Below are 14,550 nucleotides of genomic sequence, written 5' to 3'. Positions count from 1 at the left end.
GCGACGCGTGGCTGCAGCCGCTCACGGCAGAGCCTGCACGGGCATGCGCACGCCGCCGTCGACCACTCGCAGCGCCATGCCCGAGGTGAAGTCGTCACGCGAGCGGTTACGCTCCAACGGCTCATGCTGCCGCTTCTTGTTGCCGGTGTGAGCGCCCACGGTGTCCTGATCGGCCAGCCCGTAAGGCGTCGCCAACTCGGATGGCCCCAGCACGCTTTGCTGTTGCGCAAGCACACCATCGCCTATGCCGAACGCGGAGGGGCGTGCGCCCGTGATGTCGGCATCGGTCATGGCGGTGGTGCTGGTCAACGTATAGTTCGCGGCATCCGCGCCACTGAGCTGGATGCCGGTCACCATCACCGGCTTGCCATCGCCCACGTTGGGATTCTGGAAATTCGCGGCGCCATCGGCGAACTGCAACGTATCGCCCGAGAGAACGCCACCGCTGCCCAGGATCACCTGGTCGCGCGTGCTGCCGTCGAACATCTTGTTGCTGCCGGTCGCCGTCACCGTGATGGCCATCGGCGTGATGCTGAGTACGTCGGTGCCGCCAGCCAGCGTGTAGTTACTGGCCAGACCACCGTTGTCGCCGTCGGCTAGCGCCAGCGAACCCAGATCGGCGAACGCCTTGTGGTTGCCCACATTCTTGTCGCCGACATGGCCGGCACCGGACAGATTCACCGTTTGGCCCTGGAGGCCGCTGAGCACGCCGTCATGACCGAACAGGCCGGCATCCGCCGCCACGGTGCCGTCGTACACGCGCGTACCGGTGAGGCTGAGCACATACGGCGTGATGTTGGCCTGTGTGCTCGTACTCGTGCTGCTCAGTGCGTAGTTGCCGGCATCGGCGCCGCCGGCGGTAAGACCCACTACCGTTACCGTCTTGCCGGTGGCGGCATTGGCATCGGAGAAGGTCGCCGAGCCATAAGCAAAGCTCACCGTATCGCCCGCCAATACGCCCGCGCTGCCGAGCGAGGTCACCGTGGCGCCGGCGGTGGTGTCGTACACCTTGTTGGCGGCGGTCGCAGCCACGCCGATCAGCTTGGGCGTCACGTTCGCCGTCAAGCCGGCGGCCGTGGTGAACGTGTAGTTGCCGGCATCGGCGCCAGCGATGGTCATGTCCGTGGTCACAGCCTTGCCGCTGCCCACGTTCTTGTCCTGCAACGTGCCCTGCGTGTCGTTGTTCAACGTCACCTGATCGCCATTGAGCAGGCCCACCAGACCTGCCCCGCTGAGGCTGACAACGGTGGTGCCGTCGTAAACGCGATCGTTCGCCACGGCGACGGCGCCCAGTGCCTTGGGCGTAATGCTCAGCAGGTCGCTACCGCCGCTCAGCGTGTAGTTGCCGGCGAGGCCGCCGTTGCTGCCGTCGGCAAGCGCGAGCGTGCCCAGATCGGCGAACACCTTGTTGCTGCCCACGTTCTTGTTGCCCACATGGCCGGTGCCGCTCAGGTTCACCGTCTCGCCGTTGAGGCCGGAGAGCACGCCGTTGTTGCCGAACAGGCCGGCATTCGCGTTCACCGTAGCGTCGTACACGCGCGTGCCGTTGAGGTCGAGCACGTAGGGCGTGATGTCGGCCTGCGTCGTGGTCGTTGTGCCGACGAGCACATAGTTGCCCGCATCGGCACCGCTGGTGGTGAGGCCCCTCACTGTCACCGTCTTGCCATGGGCGGCATTGGCATCGGCGAAGTTCGACGCGCCGTAGCCGAAGTTCACCGTATCGCCCGCCAGTACGTCCGCGCTGCTCAGCGAGGTCACCGTCGCACCGGTGGTGGTGTCATAGACCTTGTTGGCCACCGTGGCCGTTACCGCAACGGTCTTCGGCGTGATGTCGAACAGATCGACACCGCCCGCCAGCAGGTAGTTGCTTGCCAGGCCACCGTTGCCGCCATTGGACAGCGCAAGCGTGCCCAGGTCGACGACCGTTTTACCGGTGCCGACATTCTTGTCGCCCACATGACCTGTTCCGTTCAGATCCAGCGTCTCGCCATTGAGGCCGTCAAGCACGCCGTTGTTGCCGAACTGGCTGGCATCCGCGTTCAGCGAGCCGTCGTACACGCGCGTGCCGTGGAGATCGAGCACGTACGGCGTGATGCTCGCAAAGGTCGTGGCGGTGGTGCTGTTGAGCGTGTAGTTGCCCGCATCTCCGCCGCTGGCCGTCAGGCCGGTCACCGTCACCGTCTTGCCGTTGGCGGCATTGGCGTCGGAGAAGTTCGACGTGGCGAAGCCAAAGCTCACGTCGTCGTTGCCAATCAGCCCGCTGCTGCTCAGCGAGGTCACGCTGGCGCCGGCCGTGGTGTCGTACACCTTGTTGGCCGCTGCGGCAGTGACATCGATGCCTTTCGGCGTGATGGTGAGCGAGTCGTTGCCACCCATCAGGGTGTAGTTCTGCGCCAGGCCACCATTGCCGCCATCCTGCAGCGCAAGCGTGCCCAGGCCGGTGAGCAGCTTGTTCTGGCCCACGTTCTTGTCGTTGACCTGTCCGCCGCCCACCAGGTTGATGGTCTGGCCGGCAATGCCGGTCAGTACGCCATTGGCGCCGAACGCTCCCGCATCGGCGCCGGTGGTGCCGTCATAGACGCGAGTGCCCGACAGATCCAGCACCACAGGCGTGATGGCGGCGTGGGTCAGCGCGGTCGAATTGATGGTGTAGTTGTTGGCGTCGGTGCCGCTCTTGGCAATGCCGATGACCGTGACGTCCTTGCCGCCGGCCGCATTGGCGTCGCTGAAATCGGCAGCGGCAGCCGTGAACGAGATCGCATCGCTGCCGAGTACACCGTTGCTGGTCAACGACGTGACAAAGGCGCCCGTGGTCGTGTCGTACACCTTGTCGGCCACCGTGGCAGCCACGGTGATGGCCAGCGGCGTGATGTTGGCGGTGGTCGTGGTGTTGGCGGTATAGGTGTAGTTGCCCGCGTCGGCGCCGTTGAGCGAACTGCTCAGCGACACGACCTTGCCATTGTTGACGTTCTTGTCGCTAAACGTGCCGCTGGTGTCGAAGCCGACGGTATCCCCAGCCAACACCCCGCTCAAGCTGCCGTGGGTGACGGCCGCGGCGGTGGCGTCGTAGACCTTGTTGTCAGCCGCGATGCTGCCGGTGATCGCCAGCGGAGTGATGTCCAGCGTGGACGAACCGATCTGGTAGTTGCTTCCCAGCGAGCCGTTGACGCCATCGAGCGCCATATCGCCCGCGCCATTGAATACCTTGCCGTTGGCTACCTTCTTGTCGGCCACGCTCGAGTCGCCGACGAGGAGCAGCTGCTCTCCGTTGACGCCATTGAGGAGACCGCTGCTGCCAAACAGCGTCGAAGCGACGTCGATGTTGCCGTCGTAGACGCGGCTGGCATGCAGATCGATGGTGTATGGCGTGATGTTGGCCGTGGTCGTGGTGCTGTTGTTCTGCAGGTCGTAATTGCCGGCATCGGTGCCGTTGATGGCGATGCCGCCCACGTTGATGGTCTTGCCAGTGCCCACGTTCTTGTCGGTGAACGCGATGGAGGTGCTGGAAATGATGAGGTTGTCACCAGCAATGGCATTGCTGGTGTAGGTCAGGCCCGGATCGTTAGTCGTGCCGTCGTACACCTTGGTGGCGCCTGCCGCGCCCACGGACAGCGCCCGTTTGCCGATATCGGCCAGCGCGCTGCCGTTGGTGAAGATGTAGTTGCCGGCATCGCCGCCGCTGATGCCCATGTTGCCGGTCACGGTCTTGTTGGTGCCGACATTCTTGTTGTCGAACGTGCCGGCGGTCGCATTGGTCAGCGTCACGTCGTCGCCGGCGATCAGGCCGCGATTGCCGTTGGCCGCCTCCAGCAAGGCATTGGCCAGCACGGCATTCGTGTTGCCGTCGTAGGTCTTACCGTTCGCTACAAAACTCGCGGTAAGACTGCGCTGGGTAATGTCGTAAACGTCGAAACCGCCGTCCAGCGTGTAGTTGCTCGACAAGCCGCCATTGCTGCCATTGCCCAGCGACATACCTAGGCCGTTATGCCAGCTGATCGTGGTCGCATCCTTGAGGCCGAGCTGGAAACTGCCGCTGAGCTGCAACGTTTCGCCGTTGACGCCATTGACCACGCCGCCATTGAAGGTGCTCGCATCGGCGGTGGTGGTGCCGTCATAAACGCGCGTGCCGTTCAGATTGACCACATACGGGGTGATGGCAGCCGTGGTGGTGAGCGTGGTGTTGTCGACCACGTAATTGCCCGCGTCGGCACCGGTCTTGTTCACGCCGGTAACGGTGACGGTCTTGTTGCTGGCCACGTTCTTATCGTCGAACGTAGCCGAACCGAAACCGAAGTTGACCGTATCGCCGCCGATCACGCCCGCGCTCTGCACGGTGGCGCCCGCGTCGGCTGTCGTGGCGTCGTACACTTTGTCCTTGCCGGTGGCGCTGACCGTGATATGCAGCGCGCTGATCGTCGCCGACGAAGTGCCATTGGTGAAGACGTAGTTGTCCGCGTCATTGCCGCCGATGGACATGTCGCCGGTGACGGTCTTGCCGGTGCCGACATTCTTGTCGCTGAAGTGCCCCGACGTGGTGTTGTTCAAGCTGACGTCGTCGCCCGCAATGAGGCCGCGGTTGCCGTTGGCCGTTTCCAGCGTGGCACCGCTCAGCACGTCGTTGACGGTTGCGTCGTAGGTCTTGTCACTGGCCAGGAAGGACGCCGTGATCTGGCGCGGGGTAATGGTCACCCAATCGATGCCGCCCGCCAGCGTGTAATTGCTGCCCAAGCCACCGTTGCCGCCATTGGTCAGCGCGAGCGAACCCAGGCTGGTGAACGACCACTGCTCGCCGACATTCTTCGTCGCCAGCGAACCGCTGCCGGCGACGCCCAGCGTTTCGCCGTTCACACCCTGCAGCACGCCAAACAGCGAACCGTCCGCGACCAGGGTCCCGTCATAGACACGGGTGCCGGTGAGGTTGATCACCTTCGGCTGGATGATGCCGTTGTTGCCCGAGCCGGTGGTCGGCAGCACATAGTTGGTGAGATTGGTGCCGCTGTTGGCGAGGAAGTCCGAGGTCACCAGCGTCGACACCACGCCCAGGCCTGTGCCGACGTTCTTGGTGACGTAGTTGGCCGTGGCCGACTGCGGAATGCTGGCGCCATCGCTGCCCACGAAGCCCACGAGGTCATAGTCGGCCGCGGTCAGCGTGGCCGAGTCGGTGCCGTCGTAGACCTTGGTCGGGCTGCCGATGATTGTCGCGATCAACTGCTTGGGATTGATGTCGGCGGCAAGCCCCTGCGGCTGCGTCAGCTGATAGTTGCCGGAGCTGGCGCCATTGAGCGCGAAGCCGCTCACGCCAACACCGAGGTTGTTGCCGGCGTTGGCCGTCACGAACTGGCCGCCCGCTGCGCTGCCGTCGAAACCCACGGTGTCGCCCGCGAACACGCCGTGCAACGCCGCGTTGCCCGCGATGTTCAGCGACGCGCTGGTGTTGCCGTCATAGGTCTTGTCGTTGGCGGTCACGCCGCTCAGCGTGAGCACGGCCCTGGTGATGTTGGCCACCAGGCCGTTGACCGGCTGCAGAAGGTAGTTCGCCGACTCGCTGCCGGTGATCTGGAAGCCCGTCGCATTCACCGTCAGGCCGTTGCCCACGTTGGCCTGGGTGAAGTTGGCCGCGACCTGGGAAAGATTCAGCGCCACCTTGCTTGCATCGCCGGCGTCGGTATCGACCAGGCCGGCCAGGCCGATGTTGGCCATGTTCAAGCTATCGGCGGTGGTGGTGTCGTACGAGCGATTGGTGGCGAAGATGCCGGTGATGAACAACGGCGCCTGATTGATCGTGCCCGCACCCACCGCACTGCTGGCGATGCTGTAGTTGCTCAGGCTGGTGCCGCTGTTCACCAGGTAGTTGCCGGGGGTCAGTGCCGCCGAGACCGTCCGCGCACCGGCGTCGGGTGCGTCGTAGCCGGAGGTGGCGCTCGGATTGATCGAGCCGCCCTCGCCCGTCGCCCAGCCAGTGATCTGGAAGTTGCTGCTGTTGAGCGCAACGTCGGTGCTGCCGTTGTAAACCTTGGTCGGGTTGCCGACGATCGACACCAGCAGTTGCCTGGGTGTGATGTTGCCCACGCCCAGCACCGGATTGACGATCTGATAGTTGCTCAGTTCCTGCTGCGTGGTGCCGTTGGTGCCGGTCAGGTCGGTGATCGCCAACTGTGCGGACAGCGGGATGTTGGTGCCCACGTCCTTCTGACCGAAGCTGGCGTGGATGCCATCGTTCACCACCGCGCTGTCGTTGTTGACGAAGCCGCTCAGGGTGAAGTTTGCACTGTTGAGAATGATGCCGGTGGTGCCGTCGTACACCTTGCTGGCATCGACGATGCCGGCGTTGAGCACGAACGCGCCGGTCAACGGCGCGGGCGTGATGCTGCCCGAGCCAGTCCAGATGCTGGGCAGGATGTAGTTGGACAGCAGCGTGCCGCTGCCCGCCGCGAAATCGGCCGCCGGCAATACGCCGGCCGTGATACCGCGTGCCCCGGCATTGGGATTGTCGTAGGTGCCAGCGACGGTGCCGCTGAAGTTGGCGGTAATGCTCTGGCCCGGTATGAAACCGGTGAGCTGGAGGTTGGATGCGCCCAGCGCGGCAACCGGCGTACCGTCGTAGACCTTGCTCGGGTTGTTGACGATCAAGCCACTGAGCTGCAGCGGATCGATCTTGCCCAGATTGCTGCCGACCACGGTCGGCGCAAACGTGTAGTTGGACATCGAGGTGCCGCTGTCGGGCGTGAAGTCCGACGGCTGCAACCTCGCGGTCACCGTGATCCCACTGCCTGCATTGGCGGTGGCATAGCTGGCCGAACTCTGCGACACCACGGCATTCTGGTTGCCGATAAAGCCGCTGATGCTGAAGTTGCCCGAACCCAGGGTGACGGCGTTGGTGCCGTCATAGGTCTTCTCGGGCGTACCGATCATGCCGATGGTCAGCAGCGCCGGGTTGATGTTGCCCAGCAGCGTGGGCTGGATCAGCGTGTAGTTGCCCGCAGCACCGCCTGCCAGCGCAAAACCGCTCGACGTCACGGTCAGGTTGGTGCCGGCGTCGGTCTGGCCGAACGCAGCGTTGGCGCCGGCACTGTTGAGCGTGACGTTGTCGCTGCCCACGACGCCGTCGAGCACGGCATTGGCGGTGTTGAGCGTGGCCGAAGCGGTGTTGTCGTAGGTCTTGTTGTTGGCGATGACCTGATCGATGGTCAAGGCCTTGGGCGTGATATCGGCCGTGAGGTTGGTCGGCGCAATCAGCTGGTAGTTGCTCGCCTTGCCACCCGACAGCGCGAAGCCGCTCAGGGTCACACCGAGGCCATTGCCCACGCCGGTTTGCTGGAACGCGCCAACCACGCCGCTGGTATCGAGCGTCACCTGGCCCGCATCCGGCGCAATGACGCCAAACAGTTTGGCGCCGCCCGTCACGATGGAGTCGGCGTTGGTGCCGTCGTATACCTTGTTGTTGGCCAGCAGCCCGCTCACCAGCAGCGGTGCCTGGGTGATCAGGCCCATGCCGGTGGCGGTCGTCGGCAACAGGTAGTTGGACAGATTGGTACCGCTGTTGGCGGTGAAGTTGGTGACGGAGAAGCTGGCGTTCACCGCCTGCGTGCCCGCGTCGGAACCGCCGTACGCGATCGAACTCGGCTGCTTGACCGTGGCGCCCTGCGTACCGACGAAGCCATCGATCTCGTAATTGGACGAAGAAAGCGTCGCGGTGGTGGTGCCGTCGTAGACCTTGGTCGGATTGCCGACGATCTGCGCCGTGAGCTGCTTCGGTGTGATCTGACCGATCTTGGCGCTCACCGGCGAACCGATGAGCGTATAGCCGAACACCTGCACGCCGTTGTTGGCGAGCATGAAGTTGGCCATGCTGGCCGGCGACGTCACGTTGATGCCGGACGCCGCATCGCTGGAGGCATAGGTGCCGGTGGCCGAGACGATGGCATCACCGCCCAGCAGGCCGGTGCTGGCGAAGTTGCTGCCATTGAGCAGCGCGGTCGTGCCGCCGTCATAGACCTTGCTGGTGCTGCCGGTGAGGCTGTTGATCTGCAGCGTCGGCGCGATGCTGTAGACCAGCGCGTTGCCGGCACTGGCCAGCGTGGCACCCAAGGTCGCGTTGTATTGGATGAAATTGGCGGTCAGGCCATTGAGCGTATTGAGCGTGGGATCGACGCTGTAGAGCGTCCAACGACTGCCCAGCGCGCCCGCGGCGGCGTTGGCGTTGTTGACGAACTTGCCCGCTTGCACGGTGGCTCCGGTGCCCGCCGACAGACCGCCTGTGCTGCCGATGGTCAACGTACCGCTGGCGGCATTCATCACGATGCCGCCCGTGCCGCTCACGGCGGCGTTGACGTTGATGTTGCGGAACGCATCGAGCTCCAGCGTGGCCGCCGCATTGTTCCAGTTGATGGCCGCGTTGACGTTGATGTCGCCATTGCCTGCCGACTGGTCGGAGCCGGAGGTCGTTTCGGTGACGCTGGTGCCGCCGTTGAGCGACATCGAAATGGCGTTGGCGGCGGCACTGTCGATGGTCAGGTCGGCGGGATCCACCAACCAGGTGCCGGCCTTGCCCTGCGGTGCCACTGCGGTGATGTTGGCGTCGCCCGCCAGCTGGAAATGCGCGGCCGAGGTTTCGATCTTGCCGCCGTCGCCACCTTGCGGCGCGCTCGCATCGATGGTGCCGCCTACCTGCACGGTGCCCGCTTCCATGCCGCCAAGCAGGGTGATGGTGCCGTCGTGGTCTTGCACGCTGTGCGCTTGCACGGTGCCGGTGTTGTTCACCACGCTCGCCACCAGCGACGCGCGCGCACCGGCGGTCATCAGCACGTTGCCGCCATCGGCGACGATCAGCTGACGATTTTCCACCAGGCTCTGCACGGTGTTTTCGTCCACCACCAGGTGCATGAGGTGGTTGTCTTTGAAGGTCAGGGTGACCGCGGTGCCGCCGGCCAGCGCCACCGTGCCCAGCTGCGCGCGGATCACGCCCTGGTTGGAGACGTCGTTGCCGATCAGGGCGACATAGCCACCCGGCGCCGCGGTGATGCTGCCCTGGTTGACCACCTTGCCACGACCGTTGCCGGCGAAACGCACAGTGCCGGAACCTGCGGTGCTGTCATCGAGGTCGAGCGTGGAGGCGACGATGCCGCCCACATTGACCTGTGCGTTCTGGCCGAACAGCACCCCGTTGGGATTGATCAGCCAGACCTGTCCATTCGCGTTGAGGTGACCGTCGATCTCGCTGGCGGTGTTGCCCAGGATGCGGTTCACCGCGATCGAACTCGCGCCGGGCTGGACGAAGTTCACCGTCTGCCCGCTGCCGATGTCGAAGTTCTGCCAGTTGAGCGACAGCATCTGGCTGTTCTGCTGGATGGTGGTGACGTTGCCGGACTGCTGGATCTGGCCCGAGCCGGAAATCACCTGTCCGCCGCCCGGCGCATTGGCTGCCTGGGCGAGTCCGGTCGTGCCTAGCGCGACCGAGAGCAGGGACAACATCAGGACACGAGGTCCGATCGCATGGCGGCGAGCGCCACCCTCGCTGTTGTTGGCCAGTTCCGATGCCGGAACCCAGGCTTTGAGCGTGCGGTTCCAACACAGACGATAGATATGGTTCATAGCGAAGTGCGTCCTGTTCTTCTGAAAGAGAGATCCGGACACACAGGGTCGCCACCCGGCCAAAAAGGCCAGGGAACAAAAACACGGGAGAACCACGCACACGGTCCACAAGGTGCGCGCACACACCGCCTCATCCGCGGATTTGCGGAAGGCGTCGATGCACTCACGTTGGTTCTTTCAACAATGGCCGGTTACTTCAGCCATTGCCCCCTGGTTCTGATAGGTCTGACGCCCCTGTTGTCCGATCCTCGCCGGTCCACGCCCTGCGATCGCAATGGCACTGACCGGCGGGCAAAGCTCCACGTTTGCCTGCTGTCGGCTGACTTACTTTGTCGGCCAGTTCTCATAGTAATTAAGACTTGCGTCACAAAAAAAGTGCCGAAGCCGCGGCGGATTGCCCCACCCCTCTTGCACACCATGCCTGTTCAGGTTAGCGCGGAAGCCTTGGCCTACCGAGGAATTCGCATGCTCGCGCACGCCGATTCGAAAGTTATTGCCGGATTGCCGCAACAACTTTTCGATCAGGCGAGATGGGGCGCAACGGCGAGATACGGCGCACGCGAGCTCAGGTCGAATGGACGCTTTGATCAGCTTTTTGGCGAACCCTTGGAGGCCTGATCTTCCTGCCCGCCGTCCTGCGCCGCATGCATGCGACGCACGCGCACCGTGCTGCCGCCCTCGTAGGTCACCACATAGGTGGAACCTTCGTGGGTCTGGTTGATCACGGGCTCGGGGTCGGTCAGGACGGCCTGTTTCAGGACATCCTGGTGATAGGCCGCCAGTTCGCCAGTGGGTATCAGCATCAGCGGAGGGCTGATCTGCTGGAAGGTGGTGAAGTGGCTGCCGCATTTCGTGGTGGTGGCGTCGGACTTGAACCAGCCCTGGCCGCAGCTCTGCCCCGACACTTCCGGCAACCGCTTCAGCCAGAGGAAATACTTGTTCTCATGCGTGATCCACACACGGTTGCGGCGCGTATCGTCGCCGCCGATATGGTCCGAGTTCCAATAGCGGACGATCGAGGCTTCGTGGCAATCCGCCGAGGCGCACTCCTGCAGTACCAGGTATTCGTTGTCCTGCAGGTGCACCGGCTCGATGCTGAGGATGTCGTCTTTCACCAGCGCCTGCGCGGGATACACCACCGACGGCATGCGTGGATCGACCCTGAAATCGCCGGAGATCAGATAACCGGCGTGGATCGATGAATACGGGGCCGTGACCTTGACGGCCGGCAGATCGGTCTGCGCCGCGGCAGCGAACGTTGCCAGCAGCAAACCACTCGCGATCAGTTGTTTCATAGGGCCTCCCAGCCATGCATGAAACGGGTCTTGCATCTTCATCCCAGCCGAAACGAACTAGGCGGCACCGGCCAACATGCCCTTCGCCAGCTGGCGCACGTAGTCGAGGAAACGCAGCTGCACGCAGTTCAGTGGACTGTCCGGCCGGTAGACCGCATACAGGACAACGTCCATCTGCAGTTTCAGTGCACGCTTCTGCACCGGTTCCTTGGTGCACTGCGCGGTGAACGGATCGACCAGCGCCACGCCGCCGCCCCGCGCGACCAGCGAGCACGCCAGCTGGTAGGTCTGCACCCAGACGCTGGTGCGTGGTGCCGGCTTGACCATCGACAGGTGGGTTTGCAGCATGGCGCCCAGCGCGTCCTGCACGGTGATGCCGATCATCGGCTGGTCGGCCAGCGCACTGAGCGACAGCGGCCGTTCCAGCTCGCGTTTCGGCCACCATCCGGGCGGTGCCACGGCCATGATCGCGGCGCGGCACAGCGGCTCCTGCAACAAACCGTGGTGACTGACGTCCTGCAGGGTCAGGCCGATATCGGCTTCGCGCAGCATCAGCGATTCGCACATCACCGCCGAGTGCTGGGTGAACAACTCGACCACGGTTTCGGGATAGGCCTTGCCCAATCGAACGATCGCATCGGGCACCAGGGCCTGTGCCAGCGTGGGCGTGCAGGTGACGCGCAGCGGCTGACTTTCCGGGCGCGTGATGCTGCCGGCCAGGCGCCGCAGGTCGTACAGATCGCGCATCAGCTTGTCGATCTGGTGGCGCATCAGCAGCGCCTGCTGGGTCGGTTGCAAGCGGCCCCGCACGCGGCTGAACAACGGGAAGCCCAGGTGGCTTTCGGCCTGCTGCAGGGCCTTGCTCGCGGCGGGCTGCGAGATGTTCAACAGGTTGGCCGCTCCCGTGAGACTGCCCGTGCTCAGGACCGCATGGAACAGCTCGATGTAACGGAGACGCATGTTCCGTTCCCCTCCCACCTCATCTGGCGATAGCTCGCGTCACGCGTGCCGAGGGAGGCGCTTGTGCACAGACCGCCCAACCACGCCAGGGCACCGTACGCGGATCGTACGGCGTCCACAACCGCCGGTTATGCCATATGCCCATCTTTTCATTGGCGACGCGCAACGGGCCGTGACTATGCTCGGGGCCATGCGGCAGGCCGTGCCGGACGCCTTTGCACGCTATCGTGCCTGCGCAGCGGCAAGCACTTCACGCCCGATTCCAGCGCGCAGCAGACCATCAGCAAACAAGGAGCGATTGCCGATGTCCGAGCAAGGCGAAGAAACCGCAGGCGCCAGGGCAAATCCGCCGTATCTGCTGTACCTGGGCAGCGCCACCGACGAGCTCTCCATCAAGACGGCGCGCGGATTGGCGCACTGGCGGCCGGCGCAGTGCCTTGGCCAGCATCGCCGCCCCGATTGCACGGTGAGCTTGGGTTTGCCCGACCTTGCGATCGCGCAAGGCCGGGCCAGCGGCGCGCACAGCATGGTCATCGGCGCCGCCAATGCCGGCGGCGTGATGGATGCGCAGACCATCGCCGATGCCATCGCCGCGCTCGATGCCGGCCTGCATGTCGTGTCGGGCCTGCATCAGCGCTTGCGCGACCAGCCCGAGATCGTGGCCGCGGCACGGCGAAATGGACTCACGCTGTTCGATGCACGGGCACCCCAGCCGGGCATCGCCGTGGGCACCGGCAAGCCGCGTCTGGGACGGCGCCTGCTTACCGTCGGCACGGATTGCTCGGTGGGCAAGATGTACACGGCGCTTGCACTGGAACAATCGTTGCGACGGCGCGGCCGTCCGGCGGATTTTCGCGCGACGGGGCAGACCGGCATCCTGATCGCCGGCTCGGGCATACCGATCGATGCGGTGGTCGCGGATTTCGTTTCCGGCGCGGCGGAAGCGATCTCGCCCGCGCGCGACGATGACGGGTGGGATCTGATCGAAGGACAGGGCTCGCTGTTCCATCCGTCCTTCGCTGGCGTGTCGCTCGGCTTGCTGCACGGCTCGCAACCTGACGCGCTGGTGCTGTGCCACGAACCGCCGCGGCGCCACATGCGCGGACTGCCCGATTATCCGATGCCCGATCTGGTGGCCTGCATGGAGGCCAATCTGGCCGCGGCACGCCTGACCAACCCGACCGTCAAACCGGTCGGCATTGCGCTCAACACGTCGCGCATGCAGGCACACGAAGCGGCGGCCACCTGCGAGCGGATCGGCGCATGGTTTGGACTGCCGTGCCAGGACCCGGTGAGCATGGGCGTCGAATCCATCACGGACCATCTCCTCGCCTGCTTCCCTGCGTGAGCCTATAGACTCGCCATGGCGGCCGACCAGGGTACTTGCGCGTGCTGACACTCGATTCGATCCAGACACTGGCCTGCGGCGGCCTGCTGCTGCTCGTCGGCTACGCCATTCGAAAACGCGTGCCGCTGCTCATGCGCTTCAGCATTCCCGCGCCGGTGATCGGCGGGCTGCTGGTGGCGTTGGCGATGCTGGTGTGCAGGCACTGGGGCATCACGCCGTTGCAGTTCGACACGAGCTTCGAGCAACCGCTGATGATCGCGTTCTTCACCGTGATCGGCTTCAACGCCAGCGCCAGTCTGCTCAAGGTCGGCGGCCGCCAGATTCTGATGTTTCTTGGACTGGCCAGCGGTCTGGCGGTTGTGCAGAACCTGCTCGGTATCGGCATGGCGAAGGCGTTTGGTTTACCGCCGCTGTTTGGCGTAGTCACCGGATCGGCCACCCTGGCGGGCGGTCCCGCCACCGGTCTGGCGTTCGCGCCGCTGTTCGCCAAGGCCGGCGTGCACGGGGCGCGCAGCGTGGCGCTGGCCAATGCAATGGCCGGCATCGTCTGCGGTTCCATCCTCGGCTCGCCGCTGGCGGCGCTGCTGATCGAGCGCCTCGGCCTCTATCCGGCCGCGGCGACACGAATCGACGCGGGCGAGCCAACGGCCACGGTAGCGACGGAGCCGGAGCGCCGCTTCATCGAGCCGGCGCATGCCGGACTCAAGAGCCTCGTCTTCATCCTGATCGCGATGGGTATCGGCGCGTGGATCAGCCAGGGCCTGGGCATGCTCGGACTGACCTTGCCCAGCTATATCGGCGCCATGCTGGCGGGCGCGGTCCTGCGCAACATCGACGATCACTTCCATTGGTTCGGATTGTCGGTCTGCAGCATGGAGCTGATCGGCAACGCGAGCCTCTCGCTGTTCCTGGTGGTGGTGCTGATGGACCTGCACCTGTGGGACCTGGCCGGTCTGGCGCTGCCCCTGCTGGTCAACCTGGTGTTGCAGTCCGTGCTGGTGGTGGCCTTGTGCTGCTGGCCGCTGCTGCAGCTGATGGGCCGCGACTACGATGCCGCCGTGATGGCCAGCGGCTTCACCGGCTTCATGCTGGGAACCACCGCCAACGCGATGGCCTGCATGAGCGCGCTGACCGAACGTTTCGGCCCCGCACCGCGCGCTTTCCTGGTTGCTCCCGTGGTCGGCGCGTTCCTGATCGACTTCACCAATGCGGTGATCATCACGGTGTTCGTCAACGTGTGGACGTGATCGCACGCAGAGCGCGCGTGCCATCCGTCATGCATCGATGCCGCATGTGTGCCACACCATAACCCGCAGTTATGGTGTGGCGAATTTTTTTCATTGGCGGCTCGCGCCT

The 14,550-nt window shown here is 64.5% G+C and carries 5 protein-coding genes; 2 read left to right on the top strand and 3 right to left on the bottom strand.

Features of this window, described 5'->3' with window-relative positions; all coding sequences use genetic code 11:
- Window positions 1-21 precede the first annotated feature (21 nt).
- The 3 genes from ISP20_RS17885 to ISP20_RS17875 form a co-directional block, all read right to left on the bottom strand.
- A complete protein-coding gene (locus ISP20_RS17885) occupies window positions 22-9,591 on the bottom strand; it encodes a YDG domain-containing protein (RefSeq protein WP_204637492.1) in 9,570 nt (3,189 codons plus the stop codon).
- A gap of 587 nt (window positions 9,592-10,178) precedes the next feature.
- Window positions 10,179-10,886, bottom strand: coding sequence for a hypothetical protein (locus tag ISP20_RS17880; protein ID WP_204637491.1), 708 nt, complete (start codon window positions 10,884-10,886; stop codon window positions 10,179-10,181).
- Between the two features lie 57 nt (window positions 10,887-10,943).
- Window positions 10,944-11,846 (bottom strand): LysR family transcriptional regulator, encoded by a 903-nt coding sequence (locus tag ISP20_RS17875; RefSeq protein ID WP_204637490.1) that lies wholly within the window; start codon window positions 11,844-11,846, stop codon window positions 10,944-10,946.
- Between the two features lie 304 nt (window positions 11,847-12,150).
- Between ISP20_RS17875 and dgcN the strand changes: the two genes are divergently transcribed.
- Together dgcN and gltS are read left to right on the top strand one after the other, a co-directional pair.
- The gene (dgcN, locus tag ISP20_RS17870; RefSeq protein ID WP_204637489.1) at window positions 12,151-13,194 is read left to right on the top strand and encodes an N-acetyltransferase DgcN; all 1,044 of its coding nucleotides are present in this window, start codon (window positions 12,151-12,153) and stop codon (window positions 13,192-13,194) included.
- 41 nt (window positions 13,195-13,235) lie between these two features.
- Entirely contained in the window at window positions 13,236-14,441 is a 1,206-nt protein-coding gene (gene gltS, locus ISP20_RS17865) for a sodium/glutamate symporter (protein WP_204637488.1), read from the top strand.
- Window positions 14,442-14,550: the final 109 nt, after the last annotated feature.

Origin of the sequence: Dyella kyungheensis, assembly GCF_016905005.1 — a bacterium.
GTDB classification, from domain to species: domain Bacteria; phylum Pseudomonadota; class Gammaproteobacteria; order Xanthomonadales; family Rhodanobacteraceae; genus Dyella; species Dyella kyungheensis.
Note: the sequence above shows the minus strand (reverse complement) of the source record. Positions and strands in the feature narration are given on the sequence as shown.